The sequence below is a fragment of the Streptomyces sp. ISL-12 genome (assembly GCF_018614415.1).
In the GTDB taxonomy this organism is placed as follows: Bacteria; Actinomycetota; Actinomycetes; order Streptomycetales; family Streptomycetaceae; genus Streptomyces.
The window spans coordinates 38,679-65,633 of record NZ_JAGGOO010000069.1; the positions used below are offsets into that span (position 1 = coordinate 38,679).

37 protein-coding genes, 1 other RNA gene and 1 pseudogene are annotated in these 26,955 nt (G+C 68.4%); 34 read left to right on the forward strand and 5 right to left on the reverse strand.

Annotation, left to right across the window (positions count from 1 at the left end; translation table 11 throughout):
• The first annotated feature begins 84 nt into the window (after positions 1 to 84).
• From J7I94_RS19270 to J7I94_RS19405, 28 genes are all read left to right on the forward strand, one after another.
• The gene (locus tag J7I94_RS19270; protein ID WP_215168372.1) at positions 85 to 366 is read left to right on the forward strand and encodes a hypothetical protein; all 282 of its coding nucleotides are present in this window, start codon (positions 85 to 87) and stop codon (positions 364 to 366) included.
• Positions 363 to 500 carry a hypothetical protein gene (locus J7I94_RS19275; RefSeq protein WP_215168441.1) on the forward strand — a complete coding sequence of 46 codons (138 nt, stop codon included), beginning with the start codon at positions 363 to 365 and terminating at the stop codon, positions 498 to 500. The genes J7I94_RS19270 and J7I94_RS19275 overlap by 4 nt, the downstream gene beginning before the upstream one ends.
• Positions 497 to 670, forward strand: a complete 174-nt coding sequence (locus J7I94_RS19280; protein WP_215168373.1) for a hypothetical protein — start codon at positions 497 to 499, stop codon at positions 668 to 670. Before J7I94_RS19275 ends, J7I94_RS19280 begins: the two co-directional genes overlap by 4 nt.
• Complete coding sequence (locus tag J7I94_RS19285; protein ID WP_215168374.1) at positions 667 to 927, forward strand: hypothetical protein; 261 nt, start codon at positions 667 to 669, stop codon at positions 925 to 927. Before J7I94_RS19280 ends, J7I94_RS19285 begins: the two co-directional genes overlap by 4 nt.
• 105 nt (positions 928 to 1,032) lie before the next feature.
• On the forward strand, positions 1,033 to 1,209 hold the full coding sequence (locus tag J7I94_RS19290) for a hypothetical protein (protein ID WP_215168375.1): 177 nt from the start codon (positions 1,033 to 1,035) through the stop codon (positions 1,207 to 1,209).
• Positions 1,210 to 1,297: 88 nt separating this feature from the next.
• Positions 1,298 to 1,630, forward strand: coding sequence for an HNH endonuclease (locus tag J7I94_RS39555; RefSeq protein ID WP_374198404.1), 333 nt, complete (start codon positions 1,298 to 1,300; stop codon positions 1,628 to 1,630).
• Positions 1,617 to 2,021, forward strand: a complete 405-nt coding sequence (locus J7I94_RS19300; protein ID WP_215168377.1) for a hypothetical protein — start codon at positions 1,617 to 1,619, stop codon at positions 2,019 to 2,021. Before J7I94_RS39555 ends, J7I94_RS19300 begins: the two co-directional genes overlap by 14 nt.
• Positions 2,018 to 2,185, forward strand: coding sequence for a hypothetical protein (locus tag J7I94_RS19305; protein ID WP_215168378.1), 168 nt, complete (start codon positions 2,018 to 2,020; stop codon positions 2,183 to 2,185). The genes J7I94_RS19300 and J7I94_RS19305 overlap by 4 nt, the downstream gene beginning before the upstream one ends.
• 172 nt (positions 2,186 to 2,357) lie before the next feature.
• Complete coding sequence (locus J7I94_RS19310) at positions 2,358 to 3,152, forward strand: site-specific DNA-methyltransferase (RefSeq protein ID WP_308114626.1); 795 nt, start codon at positions 2,358 to 2,360, stop codon at positions 3,150 to 3,152.
• A 34-nt stretch (positions 3,153 to 3,186) separates the two neighbouring features.
• Entirely contained in the window at positions 3,187 to 3,492 is a 306-nt protein-coding gene (locus J7I94_RS19315) for a hypothetical protein (protein ID WP_215168380.1), read from the forward strand.
• The gene (locus J7I94_RS19320) at positions 3,492 to 5,999 is read left to right on the forward strand and encodes a phage/plasmid primase, P4 family (protein WP_215168381.1); all 2,508 of its coding nucleotides are present in this window, start codon (positions 3,492 to 3,494) and stop codon (positions 5,997 to 5,999) included. The genes J7I94_RS19315 and J7I94_RS19320 overlap by 1 nt, the downstream gene beginning before the upstream one ends.
• Positions 5,996 to 7,924: a DNA polymerase gene (locus tag J7I94_RS19325; RefSeq protein ID WP_215168382.1), complete on the forward strand. Its 1,929-nt coding sequence runs from the start codon at positions 5,996 to 5,998 to the stop codon at positions 7,922 to 7,924. The genes J7I94_RS19320 and J7I94_RS19325 overlap by 4 nt, the downstream gene beginning before the upstream one ends.
• A 101-nt stretch (positions 7,925 to 8,025) precedes the next feature.
• Positions 8,026 to 8,391, forward strand: a complete 366-nt coding sequence (locus J7I94_RS39560) for an HNH endonuclease (protein ID WP_374198403.1) — start codon at positions 8,026 to 8,028, stop codon at positions 8,389 to 8,391.
• 540 nt (positions 8,392 to 8,931) lie between these two features.
• Positions 8,932 to 9,156, forward strand: coding sequence for a hypothetical protein (locus J7I94_RS19335; protein ID WP_215168384.1), 225 nt, complete (start codon positions 8,932 to 8,934; stop codon positions 9,154 to 9,156).
• A gap of 157 nt (positions 9,157 to 9,313) precedes the next feature.
• Positions 9,314 to 10,090, forward strand: a complete 777-nt coding sequence (locus tag J7I94_RS19340; RefSeq protein ID WP_215168385.1) for a sigma factor — start codon at positions 9,314 to 9,316, stop codon at positions 10,088 to 10,090.
• 31 nt (positions 10,091 to 10,121) lie between these two features.
• Positions 10,122 to 10,268, forward strand: coding sequence for a hypothetical protein (locus J7I94_RS19345; protein ID WP_215168386.1), 147 nt, complete (start codon positions 10,122 to 10,124; stop codon positions 10,266 to 10,268).
• A gap of 54 nt (positions 10,269 to 10,322) precedes the next feature.
• Positions 10,323 to 11,108, forward strand: coding sequence for a hypothetical protein (locus J7I94_RS19350; RefSeq protein WP_215168387.1), 786 nt, complete (start codon positions 10,323 to 10,325; stop codon positions 11,106 to 11,108).
• Between the two features lie 46 nt (positions 11,109 to 11,154).
• The gene (locus tag J7I94_RS19355) at positions 11,155 to 11,610 is read left to right on the forward strand and encodes a hypothetical protein (protein ID WP_215168388.1); all 456 of its coding nucleotides are present in this window, start codon (positions 11,155 to 11,157) and stop codon (positions 11,608 to 11,610) included.
• Between the two features lie 134 nt (positions 11,611 to 11,744).
• On the forward strand, positions 11,745 to 12,191 hold the full coding sequence (locus J7I94_RS19360) for a hypothetical protein (protein WP_215168389.1): 447 nt from the start codon (positions 11,745 to 11,747) through the stop codon (positions 12,189 to 12,191).
• An RNA gene (locus J7I94_RS19365) (hammerhead ribozyme type II) lies at positions 12,190 to 12,254 on the forward strand. The genes J7I94_RS19360 and J7I94_RS19365 overlap by 2 nt, the downstream gene beginning before the upstream one ends.
• A gap of 15 nt (positions 12,255 to 12,269) precedes the next feature.
• Positions 12,270 to 12,446 (forward strand): hypothetical protein, encoded by a 177-nt coding sequence (locus J7I94_RS19370; protein ID WP_215168390.1) that lies wholly within the window; start codon positions 12,270 to 12,272, stop codon positions 12,444 to 12,446.
• A 110-nt stretch (positions 12,447 to 12,556) separates the two neighbouring features.
• Positions 12,557 to 12,712, forward strand: coding sequence for a hypothetical protein (locus tag J7I94_RS19375; protein WP_215168391.1), 156 nt, complete (start codon positions 12,557 to 12,559; stop codon positions 12,710 to 12,712).
• Between the two features lie 2 nt (positions 12,713 to 12,714).
• Entirely contained in the window at positions 12,715 to 12,864 is a 150-nt protein-coding gene (locus tag J7I94_RS19380) for a hypothetical protein (protein WP_215168392.1), read from the forward strand.
• Positions 12,861 to 13,895 carry a hypothetical protein gene (locus J7I94_RS19385; RefSeq protein WP_215168393.1) on the forward strand — a complete coding sequence of 345 codons (1,035 nt, stop codon included), beginning with the start codon at positions 12,861 to 12,863 and terminating at the stop codon, positions 13,893 to 13,895. The genes J7I94_RS19380 and J7I94_RS19385 overlap by 4 nt, the downstream gene beginning before the upstream one ends.
• A 102-nt stretch (positions 13,896 to 13,997) precedes the next feature.
• Positions 13,998 to 14,483, forward strand: coding sequence for a hypothetical protein (locus J7I94_RS19390; protein WP_215168394.1), 486 nt, complete (start codon positions 13,998 to 14,000; stop codon positions 14,481 to 14,483).
• Positions 14,484 to 14,593: 110 nt separating this feature from the next.
• Positions 14,594 to 15,415 (forward strand): hypothetical protein, encoded by an 822-nt coding sequence (locus J7I94_RS19395; protein ID WP_215168395.1) that lies wholly within the window; start codon positions 14,594 to 14,596, stop codon positions 15,413 to 15,415.
• A gap of 85 nt (positions 15,416 to 15,500) precedes the next feature.
• Positions 15,501 to 16,133 carry a DUF2637 domain-containing protein gene (locus tag J7I94_RS19400; protein WP_215168396.1) on the forward strand — a complete coding sequence of 211 codons (633 nt, stop codon included), beginning with the start codon at positions 15,501 to 15,503 and terminating at the stop codon, positions 16,131 to 16,133.
• A 10-nt stretch (positions 16,134 to 16,143) separates the two neighbouring features.
• Positions 16,144 to 16,437 carry a hypothetical protein gene (locus J7I94_RS19405; protein WP_215168397.1) on the forward strand — a complete coding sequence of 98 codons (294 nt, stop codon included), beginning with the start codon at positions 16,144 to 16,146 and terminating at the stop codon, positions 16,435 to 16,437.
• Between the two features lie 55 nt (positions 16,438 to 16,492).
• Here the strand turns inward: J7I94_RS19405 and J7I94_RS19410 are convergent, their stop codons facing one another.
• A complete protein-coding gene (locus J7I94_RS19410; RefSeq protein WP_215168398.1) occupies positions 16,493 to 16,705 on the reverse strand; it encodes a DUF397 domain-containing protein in 213 nt (70 codons plus the stop codon).
• Positions 16,705 to 17,541 (reverse strand): helix-turn-helix transcriptional regulator, encoded by an 837-nt coding sequence (locus J7I94_RS19415; RefSeq protein ID WP_308114623.1) that lies wholly within the window; start codon positions 17,539 to 17,541, stop codon positions 16,705 to 16,707. The genes J7I94_RS19410 and J7I94_RS19415 overlap by 1 nt, the downstream gene beginning before the upstream one ends.
• 479 nt (positions 17,542 to 18,020) lie before the next feature.
• Here J7I94_RS19415 and J7I94_RS19420 point away from each other — a divergent pair, with 479 nt between their 5' ends.
• The 3 genes from J7I94_RS19420 (at position 18,021) to J7I94_RS19430 (ending at position 19,312) form a co-directional block, all read left to right on the forward strand.
• Positions 18,021 to 18,242 carry a hypothetical protein gene (locus tag J7I94_RS19420; protein WP_215168400.1) on the forward strand — a complete coding sequence of 74 codons (222 nt, stop codon included), beginning with the start codon at positions 18,021 to 18,023 and terminating at the stop codon, positions 18,240 to 18,242.
• The gene (locus tag J7I94_RS19425; protein WP_215168401.1) at positions 18,239 to 18,484 is read left to right on the forward strand and encodes a hypothetical protein; all 246 of its coding nucleotides are present in this window, start codon (positions 18,239 to 18,241) and stop codon (positions 18,482 to 18,484) included. The genes J7I94_RS19420 and J7I94_RS19425 overlap by 4 nt, the downstream gene beginning before the upstream one ends.
• Before the next feature lie 369 nt (positions 18,485 to 18,853).
• On the forward strand, positions 18,854 to 19,312 hold the full coding sequence (locus J7I94_RS19430; RefSeq protein ID WP_215168402.1) for a hypothetical protein: 459 nt from the start codon (positions 18,854 to 18,856) through the stop codon (positions 19,310 to 19,312).
• 166 nt (positions 19,313 to 19,478) lie between these two features.
• Here the strand turns inward: J7I94_RS19430 and J7I94_RS19435 are convergent.
• Positions 19,479 to 19,601, reverse strand: a pseudogene (locus tag J7I94_RS19435) (radical SAM protein); the annotation flags it as partial.
• Positions 19,602 to 19,775: 174 nt separating this feature from the next.
• On the opposite strand from J7I94_RS19435, the gene J7I94_RS19440 reads away from it, so the two are divergent.
• The 3 genes from J7I94_RS19440 (at position 19,776) to J7I94_RS19450 (ending at position 23,719) form a co-directional block, all read left to right on the forward strand.
• Positions 19,776 to 20,219: an SRPBCC family protein gene (locus tag J7I94_RS19440; protein WP_215168403.1), complete on the forward strand. Its 444-nt coding sequence runs from the start codon at positions 19,776 to 19,778 to the stop codon at positions 20,217 to 20,219.
• Positions 20,220 to 20,379: 160 nt separating this feature from the next.
• Positions 20,380 to 22,815, forward strand: a complete 2,436-nt coding sequence (locus tag J7I94_RS19445; RefSeq protein ID WP_215168404.1) for an MFS transporter — start codon at positions 20,380 to 20,382, stop codon at positions 22,813 to 22,815.
• A gap of 178 nt (positions 22,816 to 22,993) precedes the next feature.
• The gene (locus J7I94_RS19450) at positions 22,994 to 23,719 is read left to right on the forward strand and encodes a class I SAM-dependent methyltransferase (protein ID WP_215168405.1); all 726 of its coding nucleotides are present in this window, start codon (positions 22,994 to 22,996) and stop codon (positions 23,717 to 23,719) included.
• Between the two features lie 56 nt (positions 23,720 to 23,775).
• Here the strand turns inward: J7I94_RS19450 and J7I94_RS19455 are convergent, their stop codons facing one another.
• Together J7I94_RS19455 and J7I94_RS19460 are read right to left on the reverse strand one after the other, a co-directional pair.
• Complete coding sequence (locus J7I94_RS19455) at positions 23,776 to 26,334, reverse strand: YncE family protein (RefSeq protein WP_215168406.1); 2,559 nt, start codon at positions 26,332 to 26,334, stop codon at positions 23,776 to 23,778.
• Positions 26,335 to 26,374: 40 nt separating this feature from the next.
• On the reverse strand, positions 26,375 to 26,926 hold the full coding sequence (locus J7I94_RS19460) for a hypothetical protein (RefSeq protein WP_215168407.1): 552 nt from the start codon (positions 26,924 to 26,926) through the stop codon (positions 26,375 to 26,377).
• Between the last annotated feature and the right edge of the window lie 29 nt (positions 26,927 to 26,955).

Below are 26,955 nucleotides of genomic sequence, written 5' to 3' on the forward strand. Positions count from 1 at the left end.
GGACTGGGCGAAGTACTGGGAAGCGGCCGGCACGGCGTTGGCGCGGGGAGCACAAGTGGTTGTGATGAGGAGAGGGGAGAGCTAGTGGCACGCCGACTTGTCAGCGACGACAAGCAGATGTACCGCGTCCTCGTCGTCCGCCGGCAGCGCCGGGACAACCCCGAATGGGAGCAGGGAAACATCAACTCCCCGCGGTTCTTCTGGGACGGTCCGGAGTACACCACGGCCTACGGCCCGTACAACGCCATCGGAACCGCTCGCGGGCAGCTCACCCACCACACTGTGGACGTCTACGGTGAGCCGATGAAGGACGTGGTGAGCGGCTGTATTCAGCGCGCGCACACGACGTGGGAGGACGTCGAGTGACCGGCGTCCGCGAACCCAACATGCGCATCGTCCACGCCCTCCCCGACACGGAGCCCGTGGAGTTCGACAAGCCGCAATGCGTCTACGCCTCGTGGATCACGGAGGAGCTGATGAGGGAGACGGAGGAAGGGTGAGGGCGTACCGAAAGCGCAGCACCGCCCATCAGTACTGCGTGTACCTCACGACGGAGGAGCGTGACCGACTTCTGGAGGAGTTGAAACGCGTCGTCGACCCTAGCTTCTGGCCGACGTTCTCCCGGCTGTACGCCCACCTGCACGCACCACGAGAGGACGGAAACCTGTGACGATGCAGATCGACGGCGACAGCTACGAGATCTCCCCCGAAGCCTGGGAGATCTTCGACGGCTGGCGCGACAAGGCGTACCGAGTCGCGTGGGTGGTCGAGGCCATCGAGTTCGCCGTGCGCAAGCAGGTCGAGGCCGATCTGAAAGCGAAGGCGGCGAAGGACTGGCCCGGCATCGGCGACTTCCTGGCCGACATCCTCTACGTAGTGCGCGGCGGCCCCGAGAACAGTTCCTCCACACCCTCTACGCACTTGTAGAGATTCCGTGCCCTACCGTAACCAAACGCATGTACGAACCGTTGAGGTTGTACGGCACACGCGTCGGGTATGACGTGCGCATATGCAGCGGGGAAGGGGTTCGGAATGGCTGAGGAGCAGCGCGGGGAACTGACGTGGGGCGGGCAGACCTGGCGAGTCGAGTCCGCGCCCGTCCCGGTCGACGAGGACGGGGAGTCGGTCCTCGTCGAAGTGTGGGTCAAGAGAGGTGAGTCCATCGGAGATACGACCAATACCAAGCCTGCCGGGGGTGTGGGCCGCTGAGGACGGCACCGTCCTCCGGCCCTACAAGCCGTACACGTCGGCCGGCACTGACTACGGCAAGGTGACGTCGTTCGGGCGCACGGTGGCGGTGCACCGAGCCGTTTGCGAGGCGTTTCACGGGCCGCCACCATCGACCGCGCATCAGGCTGCGCACCTGGATGGAAACCCCGCGAACAACGCGGCTTCCAACTTGGCGTGGGCCACCCCGTCCGAGAACGCTGCGCACTGTGCCGAGCACGGCACCGCACAGCGGGGTGCTCTGCACTACGCAAGCAAGGTGACGGAGCGGGATGTTCGCGTCATCCGCAGGGCTCGACGTCTTGGCATCTCCCCGGCACGGCTGGCAGCGCGGTTCGGCATCCATAGGGCGACAGTGGGCAACATTGCGGCGGGAAGGACATGGGCTCATGTCGGCGAGTAAGGCTAAAGGCACCGCGTGGGAGTCGGCCATCGTCGGCTACCTGCGCGAACACCACAACCCGGGCGCCCGTCGGAACGTGCAGATGGGTGCCCGCGACATTGGCGACATCGACGGCTACTACCTGCACGCGCTCGAAGCGAAGGCAGAGAAGTCGATCACCCTCGCCGACTACATCGAACAGGCCAACCGGGAGGCCATCCACGCCGGCCAGCCCTACGGCTGCGCCGTGGTGAAGCGGCGGATGAAGGGCACCGCGGACGGCTACGTCGTGAGGGACGTGCGGACCGATGTGCGGCTGATGAACCGCATGCGGGACATGGAGGAGGCGCTGAAGGACGCTGACTTCGACCGTTGGTACGACATCGACGAGGAGCACAGGGAGGCAGCGTGAAGACGCGCATTGAGTTCACGGCCACGCTTGACGTCTACGTCGACCCAGACGACCCGGAGTCGTGGGTCGAAGGAGCGCTGGAGCGGGGAGACAAGCACGCGAGCAACTACACGACATGGCTGCGTGAGGTGACGTCCGTCTCCCGTGTCGGCGACGACGAGTAGCGCGTAAAGCGACTCACGCGACCGACAACCGCAAAGCACTGACACAAGGGGCGTCCTCCGGGGCGCCCCTTCGGTATGCACGACGAAGGGAGAGACCTTGCGAGCCGACTTGCTCACTGGGGACACGCTGGAGCAGTTGCGCACCTTGCCCGACAGATCCGTGCACTGCGCGGTGACGTCACCTCCTTACTACTTCCAGAGGTGCTACGACGAGGGGCCTGATGCGGGCGCGCGTCGCCAATACGGACTTGAGGACACCCCACATGAGTACCTAGACACCCTGCGGAACGTGTTCCGCGAGGTGTTCCGAGTGCTGCACCCCGAGGGCACGCTATGGCTGAACTTGGGAGACGCCTACTCGCAGCGGAAAGCTGTCCGTCTAAGCAGCCACCAGGAGGGTTTGCACGGAAAGGCGCGCGGGGGGCGACCGTCGTGGCGGGAGTCGCGGGCCGCTGGCCTGGCTCGCATGAGCGCTGAAAATCTGATCGACGGCCAACCGGTCACCGAGAAATCGATGATGATGCTGCCGGAGCGGCTGGCGATCGGCATGCAGGACGACGGGTGGATCCTCCGCAACCGGATCACCTGGGCGAAAACGTTCTGCACCCCGGAGTCCGTGAAGGACCGGCTTTCCGGGAAGAGTGAGCCGATCTTCCTGTTCGCCAAGTCCGCCCGCTACTGGTTCGACCGGGCCGCCCTTGGCGGTGATGACGGCGACGTGTGGCATCTGCCTGCCTCTAGCGGCGCCGGCACGCACACGGCGTCGTTTCCGCTGGAGCTGCCGCTGCGGTGCATCACCGCTGGCTGCAAGCCGGGTGGCGTCGTCCTTGACCCGTTCTCCGGATCCGGCACCACCGGCGAGGCCGCTCTCCGACTTGGCCGTCGGTACACCGGAATCGATCTGAGCCCCGCATACCACGGCATTGCGCGTGCGCGATTTGAAGCACTTACACACGCGTCTGTCTGACTTACCAACGCATGCACGAGAGGGGAGAGACGTCTTGGCGAACCGCTTCGATCCGTACAACGACGAGATCTGGGGTTGCTGGTGCGTGCTATGCAAGGCGCTCGCCAGTGCGCACGCGCGGCACATACCGAGCGCGCTGGACGAGGCGTCCGACGCTCTCTTCAACGCGCTGGAGAGCGGGGTCCACCGCCACGAAGAGCCGCGCGTCTCGCTGGTGAAGTGGGACCCCGCCAAGTACCGCAACGACGGATGGCAGTTGCGCGAGGGACTCGGCATCGGCGTCACCACGGGGGGCGTCACGGGAAGCGTCCGTCAGCACGCCGTACGAGGGGAGAAGTAGTGCGACTGTCCGAAATCCTGGGGCGGCTGGACGGCGTGGAGGAGGACCACGACGGACACCTTGCGCTCTGTCCCGCGCACAACGACCGGAACCACCCGTCGCTGAAGCTCACGCTCAAGGCAGACGGCATGCTCCTCATGGTCTGTCGTACCGGGTGCCAGAAGCCCAAGATCCTGGAGAAGATGCGGCTGCGGGAGTCCGACCTCTACGACGTCGTGAACGACCTGGGAGCGTCCACCATCTCCGCGAAGGCGCCGGAAAGCATCGGCCCGGGGGAGATAGCCGGACTGCGGATGGCAGTTGATCAGTGGGCGGACGCCCTCCAACACGAGGGATTGGGGGCGGGGTTCGCCGACGACGCGCGGCAGTACGCCGCGGAGCGGTTCGGCCTCTCTGCGGAGCAGTGTGCCGATCTCCTCGTTGGCCTCTCCACCCCCGCAGTGCAGTCGTCGAGACCCTGGCTCTCGCGCGGCTTCACCCGGTACCCGCGGCTGACCGTCCCTCTGACCGGCTTTGACGGCGTCGTCCGTGGCCTCCAGGGGCGCGACATCTCCGGTAAGTGCCCCGCCCGCTGGGTCTCCCTGACGAACGTCGACGGCAAGCAGTGGGCGAAGTACGGCGTGATGAGGAGCGGCGCCGGTTACGACACGGTCCTCATCTGCGAGGGTCCTGGCGACGCGCTGACGGCCGTGGGCGCCGGCTACGACGCCGTGGCCATCCGCGGTGCCGGGCTCGCACGTAACGCGGCTCTCGTCGCCGAACTCGCCGACGGACTCCGGGACTTGGACGTCGTCATTGCCGGCGACCGGGACCGTGCGGGAGCGGGCTTCACCGACTCCCTGGCGGGGGCTCTCGTCCGCGCGGGCGTCATGGTGCGTCGCCTGGAGATTCCACACGACGGTGACGACCTTACGGACTGGCGGGAGCGCGACACCGAAGCCTTCCCGGGGCAGCTCCATGCAGCCGTACGCGCGGCCTCCGTCGTCGAGTTGGAGGCGCCGAAGCCACCGGAGCCGGTGAAGGAGGACGAGGAGACGGAGGTTTCCGCCACGGACGCCGCCCTTCAGACGATGGGCGTCTCCGCTCGCGAAGCGTTTGACCAGACTGACGCCGGCATCGCCGTCCGCCTGCGCGACTACATGGCACGCAACGGTGGGGGAGTGCGCTACGCCTCGGGTCTCGGCTTCCTCGTCTGGGACGGAAAGGTTTGGGCGCCCGGGAACGACGAGGTGAAGGCAGCGCTCATTCAGATGGGCGCGGAACTCATCGCGTCGGGTGACGACGGGGCGCGGAAGCTTGCGTTGAAGGCGCTGACCAACCGGGCCATCGAGGACGTCATCAAGGTACTGCCGTCGGTGCCCGGCGTCCCGGCGTCGGCCGGCGACTTCGACGCAGACCCGGAACTCCTGTCCGTCGCGAACGGGACGCTGAACCTGCGCACGAAGGAGCTGCGTCCGCACAACCCCGCGGACATGATCACCCGACGCCTCGACGTCGCGTACCGGCCGGAGGCGAAAGCGGAGAGGTGGCTCCAGTTCCTCAACGAGATCTTCCCCAACCATCCGGAGCTGCCGGCATACATGCGGCGCCTCGTCGGCTATGGGATCACCGGGTCGACGGCGGAGGAGTGCTTCGTCTTCCTTCACGGCGACGGGAAGAACGGGAAGTCGAAGTTCCTGGGTGCGCTCATCGACACCTTCAAGGGCGTCACGAAGTCGACGGAGTTCTCCACCTTCGAGAGCCGCGTAGGCGTCGGCCAGGCGTCGCCAGAGGTGGCGGCACTCCGCGGGGCACGGCTCGTGACGGCGTCAGAGACGGAGAAGTACAGCCGTCTTGCGGAGGGGCTCATCAAGCAGTTGACCGGCGGAGACCCGGTGACGTGCCGCATGCTCTACGGCGCTCCGTTCACCTACGTGCCGTCGTTCCTCCTGCTCGTGGCGGGCAACTACAAGCCGGCCATCCTGTCGCAGGACTACGGCATTTGGCGCCGGGTGAAGCTCGTTCCCTTCGAAGCCTCATTCAAGGGGGCGAAGGCGGATCTCAACTTGGCGACACGCCTTCGCGCGGAGCGGGAGGGCATCCTCGCTTGGGCCGTCGACGGCGCCGCGGAATGGTACGCCAACGGCCTCCAGGAGCCCGACTCCATCGCGACGGCGACGCAGGACTACCGGGAGAGCGAAGACCGTCTGGCGGAGTTCCTCCTCGCCCGGTGCGTCGAAGAGCCGAACGCCCGCGTCGCCCCCATGGCGATTCGTCGCGCCTACGCGGAGTGGGCGGAGGACGCCGGCCTGAGCCGGAAGGAAGTCCTCTCCGGATGGGCGCTGGGCGTGGAGCTGGAGAGCCGCAACTTCCAGAAAATCAAGCGCGGAGGCCGCTGGGGCTTCGAAGGGCTCCGGCTCATGACCGACGAGGAACGGGAGGCGGCTGGGCAACGGGCGGAGGAGGCCCCGGACGACGCACCTGACGGACCGACCGACATCTTTGGACAGCCGAAGGAGGCAGCATGATTGAGCACAGCTTCCCAGTGCTGGGCAAGGCTATCCCCGTTCGCGTGCCCCAGACCATCGATGACTTTCGCAAGTTCCAGCGTTACATCCTGGACCGCGCGAACGCGGGGGAGCGGGTCGCATACGACACGGAGACAACTGGGCTCGACACGTTCTCCAGCGGTTTCCGCATCCGAACGGCGCAGTTCGGCACGCCGGATGAGGCGTGGGTCCTTCAGGTGGAGTTGGGTGACGACCTTCAGCGGCTCGCGTCGTGGGCTCTGCGGACTCTGCCGGCCCTGTCCATGCAGAACCGCAACTTCGACATGCTGGCCTCCGACCGGCACTTGCCGGGGATCACTCTGGAAGACCTGGCGCCGAAGACCCTCGACACGTACATCTATCTCCACCTCTCCGACCCGCGCCGACGGGATCAGGGCGGCATCGGCAACAAGCTGAAGGAGGCTGCGGAACACTACGTCGACCCGTCCGCCCCCGACACGCAAGGCGGACTGATCGAAGAGTTCCACAAGATCGGCCACACGAAGGACACCGGATGGCCGCACATCGACATCAACAACCCGTTGTACCTGAGCTACGCAGGTGGAGACGTAATTCTCACGTCCCGGCTTCTGCCGAAGGTCCAGGCCAGGGTGAAGGAGCTGGGGGTGAACCCCGCTCTCGTGCCCTTTGAGCACGAAGTGGGGTTCGTCTGCGCGCTCGTCGAGCGTCGGGGCATGCGCATCAACCGTGAGTACACGACGCGTCTCTCCTCCCGATTGGCGGAGGAGGCGGCACGGTGGGCCGCAGAGGCGAAGAAGTACGGAGTAGAGAACATCAACTCCACGCGCCAGGTGTCGGAGGCGTTGCTCGGCATGGGGGAGAAGATCCCGGAGCGCACGGCCGGCGGAGCGGTCCAGGTCAATGGCACGGTGCTGAAACGACTCGCCGACGTCGACAAGGACTGGGAGCCCATCGAGTCGCGCACGCCCAACCCTCTGGCCATGTCGATTCTGCGCAGCAAGCGCGCGGCGAAGTGGCGCATGAGCTACGCGGAAGCGATGCTCCGCACCGCGGACGAGAACGACCGCGTACACCCGAAGATCGGGGCACTGGCCGCCAGGACGGCCCGCATGTCCATCAGCGACCCTCCGTTCCAGCAACTCCCGTCAGGAAAGTGGGAGGTACGGCACTGCGTGGAGGCTGACGACGGACACCGCATGATCTCCGTCGACTACTCGTCCGTAGAGCCGCGCGTCATGGCGGCTCTGTCGGGCGACGAGAGGATGACGGCCGCCATCCTGGAAGGTGCCGACCTGCATAACCTGACGGCCGCGAGCGTCTACGGCCCCGGGTTCACGAAGGGTCAGCGCAAGGTGGCGAAAGTCGTACAGCTTGGCGTGGCGTACGGAGGCGGGGCGAAGACCATCGCCGCACAGACCGGGCTCACCATCGCCGCCGCGCAGGATGCCGTGAAGGGCTACAAGCGGACATATCCGCGGCTGGCCCGGTACATCCGTGACCTTCAGAAGAAGGTCATCCGCAACGGCTACACCCTGCGGACGCCCTCCGGCCGGCGACTCGTCTTCGACCGGGACGCTGCCTACGCCTCGTTCAACGGAGAGATTCAGTCCACGGCCCGGGACATCTTCGCGCAAGGGATGCTGGCGATCCATGAGCGTGGGCTCACCCCTCATGTCCTCCTCCCCATCCATGACGAAATCGTCGCGGACGCTCCGGAGCGTGAAGCGAAGGAGGTTGCCCGGGAGATTGGAGAAGCCATGGCGACGGTGATCCGCGGAATCCCCATCGACACGGACCCTGACGTCGGTGGGCGGAGCTGGGGTTCGCTCTATATGAAGAAGGCAGCGACGATGCTGGAGAACGACGAGTGGTACGCCGCGCACCCGGACGAGGCGCGAGCGGCGGAAGAAGCGCGTAAGTGACCCCCACACGCCTCACTCCCCCGACCCCGGGGCGCACGACCACAGTTGACCGCACGGTGGCGGGTTCTCGCCCCTTCGCTGTGCGGTCCGTGCCCCGCCCCATGCGCATCACACCCTCGCGTCGTCCCCCGGAACCCCCGCTTCATCCCTCCCGTCGTGACGCTCTGCGACGGTGGGAGGAAGAAGACGAGTGGTCCTGCGCTTACTGTGACGTCTCATTTACGCAGATGGCTGTAGCGGAGGTGGACCACATTCGTCCGCTTGCCCGGGGCGGCCTTCACGAGTGGCCCAACCTTGCGCCGGCGTGCGCTTGGTGTAACCGGTCGAAGGGAGACCGGGACGTTATCGAATGGCTGTCCAGAAGTACAGGTGAGGGCCTGACGGGGGACAACCGAGCGATCACGGAAGGCGACCGGGGGAGGCTGGAGAACGCTTCACAACTCCTCCATGAGGTCACGAGTTCGTAACGGAGAATCCTCTAACCCTGAGGTGTGTCGAGCGACATAACAGCAGGTGAGGTAGGTCCGCTGGCACGGCGTGCCTGCGTCCCTTCGATCCTGAAAGAGGACTAACCGCCATAAAGACCCCGCGTGACCGCACTTGATTCGGCCGCACGGTGATTGCCCGTGGAGGATGCGTGACTTACAGTCCTGATCACGTCGACAACGGACAGCGACTGATCGAACTGCTTGATGCACTGGACAGCGCATCGGCGGAAGTTCGCCAGTTCCTGACCGCTTACGGCGACGCAGTGACCATGCCGGGCCGGCGGCCCGACGTGGATGCGGACGGAACGGGCCGGCGGGCAACGCACGGACCATCCCGCCCAACCGAGGCAACGGCGCTCGATGAGTGCCGGAGCGATCTTCTAGCAGAACTGAAAAACGGCGCCCGATGGCTCCCGTACGCGGTAGCAGCAGTTCGCGGCGTCTCTGCATCTATGGATCGCGCCCTAGCCCGGTGGGAGGGGGAGGACGCGACCGCTCCAACCGCAGGGGGAAACGATCTTGATCATCATAACGGGGCCGCAAGGCACTGACGAAGCTGTCGGGTTCCTTGCGGAAATGGCGGGCCTCTTGGAGGCGCTGCCATCGTTCAACACCTCTGCGGTGCAGTGGGCGGCGGCAACGGTGCTCTATTGCCTCGCCGGCTGGGATACCTGCCCGCTCGCGGTGGCTGATGTCGCGATCGCAGAGACCTTCGGCATGACGATCCATCACCTAGCCGCCTGAGGTCCGTAAAACGACTCACGGAGCCCCCGTTCCGAACGAGGGACGGGGGCTTTCGTGTACCTGAACCACTGTGTGGCCCAGACCACAAAACCTCAGCGTCACATCGTCCCCGGATTACGACACAACACAAGCACAAGACACACACGAGGGAGCGCACATGAGCCGCGAGAGCATCAACGTCGAGCAGATCAAAGCCGCACAGGCGGGCGACAGTGACGCCATGTGGGCCGTCGTCCAGGGCTGTGACGCCATGCTCCGTGGCATCGTCCGTAGTGTCGCCCCGACCGCCAGCCGCGAGGACGCGGATGACTACCTTCAGGAAGCGCGAGTCACTGTCGTTCAGTACGTCCGCGACTACAGCACCGAAGCATCTACGGCGGCGTTCACCTCGTACGTCTACCGGGCCGCGCGGCGGGCGGTGGCCGAAGCGCACATCTCCAACTCGTGCCCCGTCGAGGTCCCGGCGTCGGCCGCGATCGTCGTCCGCCACCTCCTGTGGCGTCATTCGGGCAACGTCGAAGCAGTCTGGGCGGAACTCCAGGAGGAGAAGAGCGCAACTCACCGGATCTCCCGTGAGATGTTCGTCGCACTCCTCGAAGCACTCGCGGAGGTCATCTCGTTCGATGCTCCGGTCAACTCCCTGAAAGACAGCGACAGGTACGAGCTGATCACGCTCGCCGACGTCATCCCCGATCCCTCGTCGGAGGTGACCGTCTCCGTGGAGCGTCACGACCTGGCCCGCTGGCTCATGACGCAGATCCCGCAGCGTCAGGCGTTCGCGCTCCGTGCTTTCTACGGCGTCGGCATGACGAAGCAGGACGAGCACGATACCTGCGCCGACCTGGCCGTGAAGCCGGCGGCCCTCCGCAAGCTCCGCTCCCGCGGACTCGACAGCGCTCGCACTGTGGCATACGCCCACGGTGCCAGTGCGTGAATCACTCCTACAGCAGCGACAGGACCCGACCATGAACCGACTTCCCTCCCTCGACGACTACGACCTCCAGGGCGTTCGCCCCGACGAGGCCGCCCTCTGGGGCGACGACGTGCTGTACGCGGTCGAATCCCGTAGCGACGGCGCCATGCCCGACGGCTTCTTCACCGAGACGTTCTGAGCCACGGTCCGTAAAACGACTCACGGACCTAGAAGACACGACCGAGGAGAGAACATGACGCAGTACACCGCCACGTATGCCATCTACGAGGCCGACACCATCACGGCGCATCGGTATGCGGATCAGGTGGAACTGAAGCCCAGCGGTGGCACGGAGGTCTACCTCGACCCCGCCCCCGCCCGTGCCTTCGCCCGCGGCATCCTCGCCCTGGCCGACGAGATCGACGGGGGAGAGGCGCCGGCCCTGAAGCGCATCCCGCAGGTCGGTGACCGGGTGCGCGTCGTCCGAAATGCCTACTCCTTCGAGGGCGCGGAGAACGTCGGCCGAGTGGGGGTGCTGAAGGAGGTCACTTCCGAGGACGCCCAGTCGCACCGCGTGTCCTTCACGGACGACTCCTACGGCTGGTGGTGCGCGGAGGTGGAGTACGTCGGTGCTGACACCCGCCCCAAGGTCGGTGACCGGCTCAGGGTGACGAAGAGCAACGCGAACTCCGCGCCGGTACGTGAGGGTCAGATCATCACCGTCCACGCGACCGACTACGGCGAGCCTGACCGCGCGGACTACATCCGCGCACTTCTGGGCGACGCCGATGACTACGCCTACTACATCTCCCTGGACAACGTCGAGCCCGTCACCGACGCGCCGGCGGGGCTCCTTGATGAAGTCGAGCTTGCCGACTGGGAGCGCGCCCTCGTCGAGGGCGCGGAGGCTGCCGGCTCCGGTGCCACCCCCTCCGCATTCGCCCGCTACGTCAACGAGGCGAAGACGCTCCTGGCCGACACCGACCACACCGGGGCCGACGTCATCACGCTCGCTCTGGAGCTGGACCGCCGGAGCTAGGTCCGTAAACCGACTCACGGACCTTCGACCACACCGAGGAGAGATCATGTCCGACACTCAGACCCTGCGCTGCAAGATCAGCGACATCGGCTACGCGGAGGCGTACATCGACGACGAGGGCGATGTCCGGCTGTCGATGGGAGGCACCTCCAGCCACATCTACACCGACCCTGCGGCGTTCCTGGCCTTCGCGCAGAGGGTGTGCGGCTCGTCGGCCGCGATCAACACGGACCCCGTCAAGGTCGGGGACTACGTTGAGGTCACGAAAGACCGCGACTGGACGTCGGAGGATGTCGGCAAGCGCGGGTGCCTCCTCTCCATCGACTCCGATGACATCCCGTACGAGGTCGATGGCGTCGGCTACGTGATGGAGGTCCGCAGGATCGACGCCCCTGCCTCCTCCGGCCGCGCCTCTCTCGTCACCCAGGCCCGCTCGGCGCTGGAAGGCACCGCCCCTTCGGCCGCGGACATCATCCGCCTGGCGGAGTTCCTCGCCGGCTAGGTCCGTAAAACGACTCACGGAACTTTGCCGTCAGGGGTTGTGTCGCTCGACATATGTCTGTCATAGTCCTCTTACCGCAAGGCACTCACGCAAGCGGGGCGCTCCACACGGGGCGCCCCAGGGGAGGGGACGAGATGGACCGCACGGCGGAGATCGAGCAGAGCATCAACGAGTGGACCGAGGGACACCGTCACTGGCTCGCGACCGCAATTCGTGAGTGCGGCCACCACGCGATGTACTTCAACAAGTCCCGCGGCTTCTGCGTCTGCTGCCGCGCAGAGTCCGGGTTCGTCTCCCTGGAGGTGGCGCTCGAACTGGCCTTCCCGGAGGAGCAGAAGGCGGAGGAGGAACTCCTCGTCGAGGTCTACGCCCCGAACGGTCAGGTCGGTCACTTCGGCTTCTTCGGCGGTGGGCCGGCAACCCAGAGGCAGTCGGCTTACCTCCGCTACCTCCTCAGCCGCTACAAGGGCAACCCCCATGCCGAAGCGATCCGCGCGCACCTGAACCGGTGCCGGGAGTCAGAGAACGGGATCCGGGTTGCCGACGTCGCGCCGGCGATTGCGTTCCTCAAGTCGCTCTAGCCGAAACGCCCTCCGGGGCGTCCGCGGGAGGTGGCCTACCCGCGCTGAGGATGGCAGGCCGTAGGAGGAGAGATGGCGATGAGCAACAAGACGATGTTCCGATGGGCGGCGCTCAGCGTGGGTACTGGCGGAGTCACCGTCGGACTGATGATCTCGGGTCCCGTCGGATGGGCCCTGGTCGCGTTCGAGTGCTTCGTAGCGGGCCTGATCGTGCTCCTGACGTTCATCCCGGCGCGTCAGAGCGACGCCAAGTAGCAGTTCGCCCCGTCTAGGCATCGCCCGACCAACCCGGCACCCCCAGTGCCGGCGGGCGCGCGGTTCGAATCCGCGGCGGGGCACTCGAAGAACCCCGAGGAGGAGAGACGATGCACAACTTCACCGTCGAGACCTACGACCACAGCAACGGGGAGGAGCAGGAGCAGACGTTCACCGACGTGGACGAGGCCGTTGCGGAGTTCAAGCGGCGCGCACTGCTGATGAGTGACTCGTTCTCCGTCGTGCTTCGCCGGGAGGTGGACTGACCATGCGACGCAACCCCAACGACGACGCCATCCGCGCAGCCTTCGACCGGTTCCACACCACGGCGTCGACGTCCCGCAAGGCGGCCGTCGCCCAGCTCCACACCGACATGAAGCGCGCCGGGGGACCGGTGCCAGAGAAGGACGAGTCATGATCTACGAACTCGCCGACGGCCTCCGCGTCGAGGCCGTCACCAACACGACCCACACCGACTTCACCGCCTACCTCTTCGACCCGACCCGGCGCGTCCTCTCCACCTGGCGTCTCACGGGGGACGAGGCGGAGAGGTCCGTCCGCGCACTGGAGACCCTCGACGGCATCCGCTTCGAGCGGGAGTGCAACGGCGCGCCGCCAGCCACGTCGGCATCGCCCACCCTGAAGTACAAGGATGGTGACGTCGTGCACGTCGGCAGCGATGTGACCGGACAGCAGTGGGACATGACGGGTGTCGTCGCCTGGCTCTTCCCCGACAGCTCATACCCCTACGCTGTCGAGATCCCGGGAAGGTTCGGCTACGCCCGATTCGCGGCCGACGAGGTGTCGGAGCCGCTCGCCACCACGGGCCGCCCCTCCCGGCTCCCCTTCCGGGCCGGCCTCGTCGCTGCCTCCGTCACCACCGTCGCAGCCATGGCGGTCGTCCTGGCCCCCGATGCTCAGGCGCCGGACTACCCACGCTTGAAGGACGTCGTCTCCGCCCCGGTCGTGACACCGTCGCCCGCCTCCCCGTCGCCGTACCGCCCGGAGCCGCGCGAGCCCCGGCAGACGACGCGGGATGAGGAGCGCAAGACACTGACGCCGACTCCGTCCCCGACGATCGCCAAGCCGTCGAAGACCCCCGCCACGAAGCACCCCATCGCCCAGCCGCCTGCGGACATCCGCATCACCTTCTACCGTGACTGCACGGGCCACGCTCAGCAGTGCATCGACGCTGGCTCTCTGACGATGTACGCGGGCAACATCCTCGCTGGCCACAACTACGACGGCTACCAGTGGCTCTCCCGAGTCCCCGTCGGACGCACGGTCCGGGTCATCTCCGGCCCGCTCGCGGGGACGTACGAGGTCTACGACCACTACCGCATCAACCGCCAGGGCGGGGCCATCCCCGCCTTCCCTGGTAGCCCGGATCTCGTGCTCCAGAGCTGCGAGGGGGCGGGGACGGGGTTCAGCCTGCTGCGGAGGGCGTAGAAGCGTCAGTCGACTGACGGATCTCCCCCAGGGAGTTGTGGTGGTCGACATAACTGTGTCAGGACGAAGGCACAGCGTAAGGAACTAGCGGAGGAGAACGACATGACGGACATCGACTTTGAGAACGCCGCCCGATGCGTCGCCCGTTACGAGGCGCTCCGCAAGGCCGTGCGCGCTCGCAAGTACACCGACCGCCCCGGCGCGGACTGGAGCCTCTCGTCCTGCGCGGAGCTGCCGGAGTACTACTACGGCCGCAACAAGGTGATGATCTCCTCCACGGAGGACGGGAACGCCTTCGAGGTCCTCGTCTTCAACCGGGGTCGTCAGGTCCACAGCAAGGCGTACAAGACGATCGACGCGGCGTTCCGCAACGGCGAGAAGTTCGCCGACGTTGAGTACCCGGCGCCGGCACCGAAGGTGGAGGAGCCGACGGCGGAAGAAACCGTCGAGAATGCGTCGGTCGTCGAGGAGTCGTCTACGGTGACCGCAGCCGTTGAGAGCCTGGACGAGGACGTCACCACGCCTGCGACCTACTTCGACCCGGAGCTGTCCTACTTCGCCGACGGGACGTCCGTCGTCATGCGCTGATCGCCGAAGGTCCGTAAAACGACTCACGGAACTTTGCCGTCAGGGGTTGTGTCGCTCGACATATGTCTGTCAGGATACGAGTAACGCAAGGCACTCACGGAGGGAACACCATGAAGCGCGAGACCTACAAGGGCCGGAAGATCAAGGTCGTCGCTGGCCGTGGCGCTGACTGGGGGTACACCCGCATCACCCTGAACGGCGTCGACATGGGCAAGTGGACGCAGAGCGAGGACGAGGCGCTCCGGTCCACCCGCGGCACCATCGACCACGCGGACGAGGTCGGCGCCTCCAGCGGTCGCTACAGCGCCGAGTGGTACGCCCCCGGTACCTACGAGTTGTGCGACGAGGGACACGCGAAGGAGATCGGTGGCGAGTGCGGGCACCACTACTGCATCGCGCAGCGCGCGGCAGCCTCTCCGGTCGTCGACGAGCCGGCGGAGGAAACACCCGTCGAGCGGTACAAGCACATGTCGTTCGCGCTGTCCACTCTGAAGCGCATCCACCCGGACGAGCGCACCGCAGAGCAGCGCGAGGAGATCCGTACGCTGAACGCCGACCTGACGGAGCTGCTTTCCACTCCGCCAGCGGGTTACGCCGTGCCGAAGGCCGTGTCCGACCTGTTGTCCTTCGCGGAGGCGCACGGGTGGCGCACGTCGGCCCTGTGGACGGCGCCGGGGTACGAGGGAGAGCCCTTCCTGAACGTCCAGGTCGGCAGGCTCGTCCCCGTCAACGAGAGGGGGAACTACCGGGGCGACCGCTGGATGTACAGCCTCACGTGGCACTCGCGCGACTGCGCTCCGGGCAAGGTCCGTCGCTTCGGCCAAGGGACGGCTGTGACGCCGGACAACCCTGCGACGCGCGGCGCTCCGTCGGTCAATGCCATACGCGAAGTGATCGCGGAGAACTCCGAGAGCGTCAGCGTCGCCGCTTAGCCGGAGCCCCACGCGAGCCCCTGTCAATTCCGGTGACAGGGGCTCCGGTTCACCACTCACAACTCACGCACACTCACGAGGAGCCATGAGAACACTCCGCCGGCTTGACCCCCTCCTGATCCAAGCCGTCATCGCAGCCGCACTCTCCTTCGCGCACATCCACGACATCGCGGAGGCCGCGGGTCAGACGGGATGGAAGGCGTGGGCCTACCCCGTGTCCGTGGACGTCCTCCTCGTCATGGCCTGGAAGCGGCTCCGGGAGGCGGAGGAGGGTGAGCCCACGTCGGCTCCGCGGCTGTGGTTCTGGCTCTCCCTCGCGGCGTCCATGAGCGCCAACGTCGCCACGGCCGGCGTCATCGACCTGGAGCACCCCCCGGCGATGCTCCGCGTCCTCGTCGCTGCCTGGCCCGTGTTGGCGTTCTTCGGTGGATCGCTGCTCGTCCACTCGCGCAAGGCACCCACGGAGGAGCCGCCGGAGGCCGCTGGAGAGCCGGAGACGGAGCCGATGGAGGAAGGAACCCCGGAGCCCGTGGCGGAGCCTCCTGCGCCCACCCTGGCAACCTACGCGGAGGCTGCGGCCATCGCAGGAGTGACCGACACGACGATCCGCGGCGCCGCCAACGGTGGCCGGCTCGTCAAGTACCAGACCAACGAAGGGCCGCGCGTCGACCTCGACCAGGTCCGTAAGGTCTACAACAAGCGCCCTGTGGGCGCGTGAAGGAGAGATCATGCCGACGAGCAATGTAACGACCGTCAAGGGCGGCAATCGCACCGAAACTGACGTAACCGTCGAGGACGGCGAGATTCAGGTGTCTGCATACGCGGGTGATTACGCGCCTGCGACGTCCGCCTACCACACTCCCGCGCAGGCCCGCGAACTCGCTGCCACTCTCCTCCGTGCAGCCGACGAGGCGGAGGGGGTGCCGCATCTGCCAGACGTGATCAAGAAGTTCATGGACGAGCACCCCGGATGGTCGCCGACCGGTCGTCAACTGAGCGACTGGAAGCCCCCGATGCAGTAACCACCACGAAGGCCCCCGCCATCAGGCAGGGGCCTTCTTTGCGTTGTGGGCTAGGTCAGACGTCGCCGCGCTTCAGGGCGTCGACGAACACGCCCCAGTGGGTGTCACCGAAGACGAGCGCCGGGCCGGCGGGCATCTTCGAGTCGCGCACGGGCAGAGCCGCGGGGACGGCGCCGTAAGCGACCTCGACACAGTCCCCCTGGTTGCCGCTGTACGTGGACTTGGTCCAGGCGAAGTTGGACGCGGAGGAGTCGGGAATGATCATCATCAGATGCTGTCCTTCAGTCGTTCTATGAGGTCGGCCGATTCGTCGAAGGGCATCGCCGCCGCGCGTAGCCGCTCGAAGGCGCTGCCGTATCGACTTACTTCCGGATGATCCTCGACGTACAGGGCATTCGTCAGGTTCTCCAGGTAGACGACGTCGAGATCTGCCGTCTCCGGGAAGCCGAACAGCACGAAGCTACCCATCAGCCCCACATGCGGTGAGGCGTCGAGCGGAAGCACCTGTATCGAGACATTCGGAAGCTCTTGTCGGTCGAGCAGCGATTGGAGCTGCTCCTTCATGACCTTTGGTTGGCTCTTCACCCGCGGGTGGAGCGCAGCCTCATGGATGACGGCCCACAGCTCCAGCGGCTCTGGGCGGGTGAGGACCGACTGACGGGCCATGCGCACCTCTGCCAGGCGGTTGACCTCGTCGGCCGTCGACGTCATGCCCGTCGCGCTCAGGGTGGCGCGCGCATAGGCGACTGTCTGAAGGAGCCCCGGAATGAGCGTGGACTGATACGAGCGCATCGACTGCGCGTCAGCCTCCAGGCTGATCAAGTCCGCGTACGCTGGGGAGATCAAGTCTTTGTATGTCTGCCACCACCCGCGCCGGCTGCCGTGCCGGGCGATGGAGCGGAGGACGGTGCGGAGGGCTTCGTCCTCAACATTGTAGAGGTTCAGCAGCGCGTCAAGGTCGTCGGGCTTGATCCCGAGGCGGCCCAGCTCGACGCGACCGATCTTGGATTCCGGCATCGACGTACGTGCAGCAACGTCTTCAAGTTTCAGCCCCTGGGCGACTCGCAACTGACGCAGCTTCGCCCCAAGTTGCCGCTTGCGCACTGTTGGCTCACCCACTGCGCCCACTTGTCCCCCATCCTCTGGTCTCTTCGCCATCTTCCCGCCGCTGGGGCGGTACGGCTACACAGCCTCCCACAGTCGGAGAGGCGGAGAGTGATCAGACTGCTTTTTTGCAGTCATCGACTGCCCACTTGCAATTGCAGTGCGGGGCCGACACACTTGAAGTGCCATTCCGCACACGGCACGTGACGAAATGCGCTTTAGTGCAGTTGTGCCGTGTGCTCGACCTAGGGAGGTGCAGGGATGGCGTTAGAGACAGTGATCCGGAAACCGGTTCAGCTCACTGACCCCTTGGCGCGACGAGTCGAACCGGTACCCGGCTGCCGGCAGTGTGCGTCTCTGTTCCGTCGATTGACGGAGGCGGAGGACCCTCGGCGTCCTGAGTTCAATCCCTCCCGAGCGTCGGATCTACGGGTGTGGATTTCCCGGCACCCTCACGAGGGGGATCAGGAGGGAAAGACGTGAGCAACACGCCGGCCGTCGGGACGGTCATGTTCGACACGGCCCGGAACCGCGTAGGGGAGTACCGGGACCGGGTCGGCACGCGCGTCTACCTCCGTCCCGTCGGGGGTGGGAAGGAATGGACCGCCGACCCGAAGTACGTTCGGGAGGCGACGTCCGTGGAGATGCTGTCCGTCCGCGTGGCGAAAGCCAACGCGCGTTCCCGCGGGGAGATCTCGTGACTGTTGAGCAGTTCCCGCTGATACACGTCAACCAGACGCTGAACGACCTGCCCACTGTGAAGTACGTCGGGTGCATGCAGTGCATTGAGTTGGCGCAGATCACCGACGGCGTGAACCCCGTCGAGTGGGCCAAGGCGCACACAGTCCGGCAGCCATGGCACACGACGTTCCGCATCACGTCCACGGTGGACTTCAGCGTTACGCGGGACATGCGACTCCCGGTCGATCCCGTCGCCCCCTAGACCCGCGGACTGGGCGCCCGTGCGCCTGGCTCGCGGTGGGCGCGACGGGGGCGGGTGGCCCTTGAGGTCGGCTGGCCCAGCCCCCGTCAGCGTCCTGAAATGCCCTCGTCCTCCGCCCGTGGAACGACGAGGCTGCCCAACCCCGGCGGATTCGCCGTCGGGAGCCACACCGAGGAGGTACGCACATGACCATGGACCTGTGCATCGCCACGGACCCGGGCGACGAGGACGACAACACGGACTTGGAGGACGGTGACGGCAAGGGGGGTAACCCCAGTCCCGGACACGGTCGCTGACCCAGTTGAGCTGACGGGGCGAGCCTCCACCGTAAGGTGGGGGCTCGTTCCATGCCGGCAGAGGGAGGCCGATGTGTTAGAGATCGAAGGCAGAGGGAGGGTCGCCGTGTGGCCGCTCCTCCATGACTGGCAGACGTCGGCGCGCTGCGTCCTGGCGTACACGACGACTGGACACTTCGGTGACACGGCCGTCATGGGTGTCATTCCGGTCGAGGGCAACGAAGCGGAACCCGGTGATCTCTTCGCCATGGCCGGGCGGCATGACCCTGGACGCCTTTATACGGCCATGACGCCGGACGAACAGCGTGCATGCTGGCTCGCGTGTTCCGGGTTCTCTGCGCGGCTCCTGGGCGCTCCGAAGGGCTTTGAGGTCACAACGGAGTGGAAGCTCGACATGGCGCGGACGGTGACGCTCTCCCGGGGCACCATGTACGGCCATGGTCGTGTCACAGCCGGCCGCATGCGTATCGTCGACAACGAGATCCACGCCCGTGCTGTAGCGCTGCTGAAGTCGGCGGTAGAGGTCCCATGAGCTTCTTGCCTCCGTTCGTCTGACCGCCGGAGGCGAGGCACCGCCTCGTTGTCAGCGTCCTGCCCCGCCTCCGCTGTACCCCGCGCCGGCGCGGAGGCCGAGAGCCCCGGTCACCTGGTCCCCCAGACCTTGTGACCGGGGCTCCTTCGTGCACAGGAACAACTCAGTGATGTGTGTTGGGACGCAACTCCGGCGTGTCGAAGGTGCGGGTGGTGACCGCGTCCGCGTCGAACAGCGCGGCGTCGGACGCCCGGCCGTGGCCGGACTCCGAGAGGTTCTCCCAGCGCATGGCGCCTCCTCGGTAGTGCAGACCCACAGAATAGAACATACGTTCCCTTGATCGTGCGACCCGAGGTCCGGACGCCTGCCCCCCCCGGCCGCCGGGCGCCCCCCGATTTGGTGGCCGGGCGGCGGGGTGGTTGGCTTGCCCCGACCCCTCAGCACCAGGCCCTGGAGGTACCCGATGGCGCAGGTCGAGGCCACGACCGAGCGGATCGTCAACGCGGACGCGGAGACGGTGTTCGACGCGCTCGCCGACTACAGCGGCACCCGCGCGAAACTGCTGCCCGAGCAGTTCAGCGAGTACGAGGTCCGCGAGGGCGGTGACGGCGAGGGAACCCTCGTGCACTGGAAGCTCCAGGCCACCAGCAAGCGCGTGCGCGACTGCCTGCTGGAGGTGACCGAGCCCTCCGACGGCGAACTGGTCGAGAAGGACCGCAACTCCTCGATGGTCACCACCTGGCGGGTCACCCCGTCCGGCGAAGGACGCTCGCGCGTCGTCGTCACCACGGTGTGGAACGGCGCCGGCGGCATCGGCGGCTTCTTCGAGAAGACCTTCGCCCCCAAGGGCCTCGCCCGGATCTACGACGCGGAGCTGGCCAAGCTCGCCGCCGAGGTCGAGAAGTAGTCAAGGTCCGTACGTGAGGCGGCCGTTGGGGCCGCCTCACCGGTTCGGGTGATCTCCACGCGTCCCCGCCGGACGCCGTAACCCCTTGCGAGTCTTCGCCGTTGTCGCCTGAGCGGGAATGGTGCGCTCAGGCGACGAAGTGCGACAAGGGGAGCGGTACGTGGGCGGGATGACTCTGGTGCAGGACGAGCCGGCCGCCGCCGCGCCGCCGGACTCCGCCGGGCCGCCCGCGCCCGGACCGGCCGCCGCGCTCAGTCCGCGCCGGGTCCGGCTGGTCTTCTTCGGGCTGATGCTGGCGCTGCTGCTCGCCGCGCTGGAGCAGATGATCGTCGCCACCGCGCTCCCGAAGATCGTCGGGGAGCTGCACGGCCTGGACAAGATGTCCTGGGCGATCACCGCCTACCTGCTCACCTCCACCGTCGGCCTGCCGATCTACGGCAAGCTCGGCGACCTCTTCGGCCGCAAGGGCGTCTTCCAGTTCGCCATCCTGGTCTTCGTCGCCGGCTCGCTGCTGGCCGGCCGGGCCCAGACGATGGACCAGCTCATCGCCTACCGCGCGGTGCAGGGCGTCGGCGCGGGCGGCCTCATGATCGGCGTGCAGGCGATCATCGCGGACATCGTGCCGCCCCGCGAGCGCGCCCGGTTCATGGGCTTGATCGGCGCCGCCTTCGGCCTCGCCTCCGTCGCCGGACCGCTGCTCGGCGGCTACTTCACCGACCACCTCTCCTGGCGCTGGTGCTTCTACATCAACGTCCCCTTCGGCCTGCTCACCATGGCCGTCGTCGCCCTCGTCCTGAAGCTGCCCAAGCCGCGGGTGCGGGCCCGCCTCGACGTCCTCGGCGCGCTGCTGCTCGCCGCCGCCTCCACCTGCGCGGTGCTGCTGACCAGCTGGGGCGGGATCGAGTACGACTGGGGCTCGAAGGTCATCCTCGGGCTCGGCGCCGGCGCGTTCGCGGCCACCGTGCTCTTCCTGGCCGCCGAGCGCTTCGCCGCCGAACCCCTCATCCCGCTGCGCCTGTTCCGCGACTCCGTCTTCAACGTCACCGGCCTCATCGGACTCGTCGTCGGCGTCGCCCTGTTCGGCGCCGCCAGCTACCTGCCCACCTTCCTCCAGATGGTCGACGGCGCCTCCGCCACCGAGTCCGGCCTGCTGATGCTGCCCATGATGGGCGGCATCGTCGGCGCCTCCGTCGTCTCCGGCCAGCTCATCAGCCGCACCGGTCACTACAAGATCCACCCGATCCTCGGCGGCGCCCTGTCCGTCGTCGGCATGTGGCTGCTCTCCCGGCTCGACGCGGACACGCCCCGGGTGCAGTACAGCGTCTGGATGTTCGTCCTCGGCGCCGGCATCGGCATGGTGATGCCCGTCCTGGTCCTCGCCGTGCAGAACTCCGTGCGCCCCGCCGACCTGGGCACCGCCACCAGCGCCAACAACTACTTCCGGCAGATCGGCGGCAGCGTCGGCGCGGCGATCTTCGGCACGCTCTTCGCCGACCGGCTCACCGACGCCCTCGCCGTGCGGCTGCCCGCCGGTGCCGGGCTGCCGCACGCCGACGCCATCACCCCGCAGCTCGTCCACACCCTGCCGCCCGCGCTGCGCGACGCCTACATCCAGGCGTACGCCGACGCCATGCCGCGGATCTTCCTGTACCTCGTGCCGGTGCTCGTGCTCGGCCTGTTCCTCGCCTTCTTCCTCAAGGAGAAACCGCTCGTGTCCCACAACGCGCCCGTGACCGAGACGGAGACCGCGCAGACCCCGCCCCCGGCCGAGGTCCCGCCCGCCCGTCCCCACACCCCGGGCGGCAGGACCCCGGCCCCGCCGCGCTCGCCCTGCCCCGGCGGCGTCCCGGTCTGCGGCACGGTGCAGCACCCCGACGGCACCGTCGTGCCCCGCGCGGCGCTCACCCTCATCGACGCCGCCGGACAGCAGATCGGGCGCGGCGCCAGCGGCGGCGACGGACGGTACGCGCTGGCCACGCCCGGGACGGGGGCGTACGTCCTGATCGCCGCCGCCGGCGGCCACCAGCCGCAGGCCGTCTCCGTCACCGTGGGCGAGCGCCCCGTCGAACTCGACGTCGTCCTCGGCGGCGCCGGACGCCTCGCGGGCGCCGTCCTCACCGCCGACGGCACCCCCGTCCGCGACGCGACCGTCACGCTCACCAACGTGCACGGCGAGGTGGTCGCCAGCACCCGCAGCGGACGGGAGGGCGGCTACGTCATCAGCGAGCTGGTGGCCGGCGAGTACACCCTCGCCGGCAGCGCCCCCGCCTTCCGCCCGGCCGCGCTCCCCGTCACCGTCCAGGCGTCCCGCGAGACCCGGCAGGACATCGAGCTCGCCGGCGGCGCCATGCTCAAGGGCACCGTCCGGGCCGGCGGCGGACGGCCCGTCGAGGACGCCCGCGTCACCCTGCTGGACGCCGCGGGGAACGTCGTCGACACGCTCACCACCGGCGCCGACGGCACGTTCCGCTTCGTCGACCTGTCCTCGGGCGAGTACACCGTCATCGCCGCCGGTTACCCGCCGGTCGCCACCGTGCTCCACATGGCCGGCGGCGGTCGTACCGAACGCGACCTCCAGCTCGGCCACGAGGACTGAGCGGACCGGGACGTGAGCCGACCCCCTTGGCCCTGCCCGCCTCCCTCCCAGCGGTGAACGGCGACGAAGGACCGGTGAAGGAACAGGCGGTCCGCTTGTGAGCCGGACCGGTGCGCGGTAGACCGTACTGGCCCGTCGCTCGGGACGGGCCTGGCCGTGGCACCTGGGGGAGTCGGGCATGAGCGTGACAAGTCGGTACCGGGACGCCTGGGAGGGGTTCTGGCGTGAGGCACCCGATACGCCGCACGCGGTGTTCTGGGACACGGAACCGGCCCTGACCGCCGGCCGTCACCTCGCCCTCTTCGAACCGCACCTGACCGACCCCGGCCTGCCGATGGTCGACCTCGGCTGCGGCAACGGCACCCAGACCCGCTACCTCGCCGACCGCTTCGCCCACGTCATCGGCGCCGACCTGGCCACCGCCGCGCTCGACCGCGCCCGGCGCGCCGACCCCGCGGGCCGGGCCGCGTACCGGCGACTGGACGCCGCCGACAAGAGCGAGGTGCGGACGCTGCACGCCGAACTGGGCGACGCCAACGTCTATCTGCGGGGCGTCCTGCACCAGAGCGAGCCCGGGGACCGGCAGAAGGTGGCCGACTCCCTCGCCGCCCTCCTCGGCGCGCGCGGCCGGGCCTTCCTCGTCGAACCGTCCGAGGCGGCGGTGACCGTCCTGTCCGGTCTCGCCGAGGGCGCCGACGGGCCGCCGCCCAAGCTGGCGCCGGTCCTGCGGCACGGCATCGCGCCCGGCACCCTGGCCGACGACGCGCTGCCGGAGCACCTGCGCGCCGCCGGGCTGACGGTTCTGCGGCGCGGCGAACTGCCGCTGATCACCACGGAGTACCGGCCCGACGGCACCCGGATCGAGCTGCCGTCGATCTGGCTGGTCGCCGGACGCGCGCGATGACGTACGGTCCTCCCCCGCCGGGAGCGGGGGAGGACCGTAGGAGAGGCGGGGCAGTGTCAGCCCGTCGGGCGGTTGCGGTGGTGCAGGAACCAGCCCGTGGCCGACAGGGCGGTCGCGAGCGCGGCGGCCCGGAGCACGGTGACGCCGGTGGAGGCCAGGCTGCCGCCCGGGGACGAGGGGCCCGAGCCGCCGGCCGTGGAGCCGGTGCCGTTCGAGGTCGCCGGGGTGTCCGTGCCGCCGGCGCCGGGGGTGGCGCCGGCACTCGGCGTGGCAGTGCCGTCCGGGTCGTCGGTGTCCACCGGGTCCTGGCCGGTGAAGCTGACCGGGACCTTCACGTCCTGGGAGCGGTCGCCGGAGAGGGTGTGGTCGGCGCGGGTGGCGAGCACACAGGCCGACGTGAGGCAGTCGGTGAACTCGTCCTTGGCGTCCACGGTCAGCTCCACCTCGAAGGAGCCGTCCTCGCCGTACGGGGTCGCCAGGTCCTGTCCGTAGTCGGGCGGGTTCGACGAGATCCACGCCGAGGAGTGCGAACCGCCGGTCATGTCGACGCCGCCGACGCACGGGGTGGGCAGTTCGCCCTCGCCGTTGTCGACGCACAGGGCGACGTAGACGCCCTTCTCCTCGTCGTAGCCGGAGCCGGTGACCTTCAGGGTCTGGTTCTCGGTGGCCAGGTCGTTGACCGGGGTGACGGTGAGCTTCTGGCCCTCGGGGCCGGTGACGGTCCTGGTGCCGGAGGGGTCCCGCGGCTCCTCGCCGCCGCCCCCGCCCCCGTCCCCGCTCTCCTCGGCCACCGTGAGGGTGACCGGCGACGTGCGGGTGGTCCCGGCGGAGTTGGTGAACTCCGCGCGGTACCGGTAGCCGTCGTGGGCGGCCCTGGCCGTGAAGGTGTACGTGGTGGCCGTGGCGTTCTCGACCGGGGACCAGGTCTGGCCGCCGTCCGCGCTGACCTGCCAGCGCACGGCCGGTTCCGGGGCGCCCTCGGCCGCGGCGACGAAGGCGACCTCGTCGCCCGGGGCCACGCTCCGGTCGGTGGGGCTCCGGGTGACCTTCGGGGACATCCGGCGGTCGAACCTGGTGACGGTCGCCCCGGCCGGGCTGGTCACGTACACGGCGGTGCCGCCGGGGGCCACGGCGACGGCGGCCTGGCCGAGCTGGCCCTGGTTGCCGGGGAGGGCGGTGGGCTGCGCGGCCTCCTCGAAGGTGGCGGTGTCGTACACCGCCAGCGAGCCGTTGTTGTCGCCGCCGTCGCCCGTGTCGCCGTTGTCCTGCCAGACGACGAACGCCCGGCCGGTGGCCGGGTCGAAGGCGACGTCCGCCGCCCGGTCCGGTCCCTGGACCGTGGTCAGCAGTGTGGCGTCCTCGTCGTAGACGCGGACGGTGTTCCCGCTGCCCACCCAGACGTTGCCGGTGGCGGGGTCGGGGGCCACGAACCAGAGGGTGTCCGCGGGGAGTTGCGCCGTGGCGGTCACGGCGAAGGAGCCGGTGTCGATGCGGCTGAGCCGCCCGCCGGCCACCCCGGACCAGGCCAGGCCGCGCGCGGTGTCCGTGCCGAGGGCGGTGCCGCCGTCGAGGGTGAGGGTCTTCTCGACGGCCCCGGTGGCGGTGACGATCTCGGAGACGGTGCCGCCCTGCTGGACGAGGGTGGTGGTGGCCTCGGTGCCCGGGCCGACGCCGGTGACGGTGGCACCGCTCAGCCACACGCCCCGGGCACTCGCGTCGCCGTCCTGGGCGGTGCCGATGCCGCGCAGCGGGTAGTGGAAGACGACGCCGTCACCGGCCAGCGGGGCGGCGATCCGCGCGACCCGGCGGCCGGCCAGGGTGCCGGTGGCGCCGGGGGCCTGGCTGATGTGGCTGCGGACCGTGCCGTCGGCGGGGTCCAGGACGTAGAGGCCCTGTTCGTTGACGTCCGCCGTGTCGGCGATGTTGTCGGCGCCGACGTAGAGCTTGCCGGAGTCCGGGTGCAGGAGGAGGTCCAGCGGCTTGCCGGCGGCGGTGAACTCGGCGGCCTTCGCGTACCTCACGGTGCCGGGCGGTACGTCGACGCCGTCCCCGCCGTCGTCCCCGCCGCCGTCCCCGGGGGCCTGGCCCTCGAAGGCGACGGGGACGCGGACGTCCTGGGAGCGGTCGCCGCTCGCGCGGTGGTCGACGCGGGTGACGACGGAGCAGGCGACCTGGAGACAGTCGAGGCCGCTGTCCCGCGCGGTCAGTTCCAGGTCGACGTCGAAGGTGCCGCCGGCGCCCCAGGGCTGGGCCAGGTCGCCCGCGTACGGGTCGTCCGCGGGGACGATCCACTTGGAGGCGCTGCCGCCGCCGGTGACGTCGGCGCCGCCGAGGCAGGGCGACGGGACGCGGTTGTCGCCGTTGTCCTTGCACAGGGCGACGTAGATCCCCTTGGTCGCGTCGTAGCCGGAGCCGGTCACGCGGACGGTCTCGCCGGCCGGGTCGAGGCCGGCGGAGGCGGAGACCGTGAGTTTCTGGCCGTCCTCGCCGAGTCCCGTGCGCGGGGTGTCGGCGGCCTGCGCGGCCGAGCCGGCGACGACGGAGACGAGCACCAGCCCGGCGGCGCCGAGAAGCGCCGCCGGGCGTCTGCGCCGGACCGTTGTGTCAACTGCCATGGTGGTCCTCAAAGGTGGTCACAGACGGGTCAGCGGCCGGTCACTGGAAGGTGATCGGGACGTGGACGTCGTACGTGCGGTCACCGGAGTCGAGGTGGTCGGCGCGGGTCACCACGGCGCAGGTGACGTCCTCGCCGCAGACACTGCCGTCGTCGAGGGTGGCCTTGACGTAGATCCGCGCGCTGAAGGTGCCGCCGGTGCCGAACTTGGAGCTGTTGGCGAACAGGCCGCCGAAGGTGTTGTTCACCCAGTGCGAGGCGCCGGTCGAGCCGCTCTCGTCCTGGCCGCCCAGGCAGGGGGTGGGCTTGGCCGCGCCCGGCGCGCCCTCGACGACGCACAGGCCGACGTAGATGCCCTGGGACGGGTTGAAGCCGGAGCCGGTGACGGTGATGACCTGGCCCGCGGCGGCGGCCGAGTCCGGGGCGGTCACCGACAGGTTGTAGGTGGTGGAGCCGTCGACGACGGTCCGGGTCGAGGTGGCGGCGGAGGCGGAGCCGGCCAGGCCCAGGGTCAGGGCCGCCGAGGCGGCGACGGCGAGGGCGGCGCGGGTGGTGGTGCGGGTGGTGAAGAAGGGGGAGGGGACAGCTCTCATGAGGGCCACTTGCCTTTCACGGGGTTTCC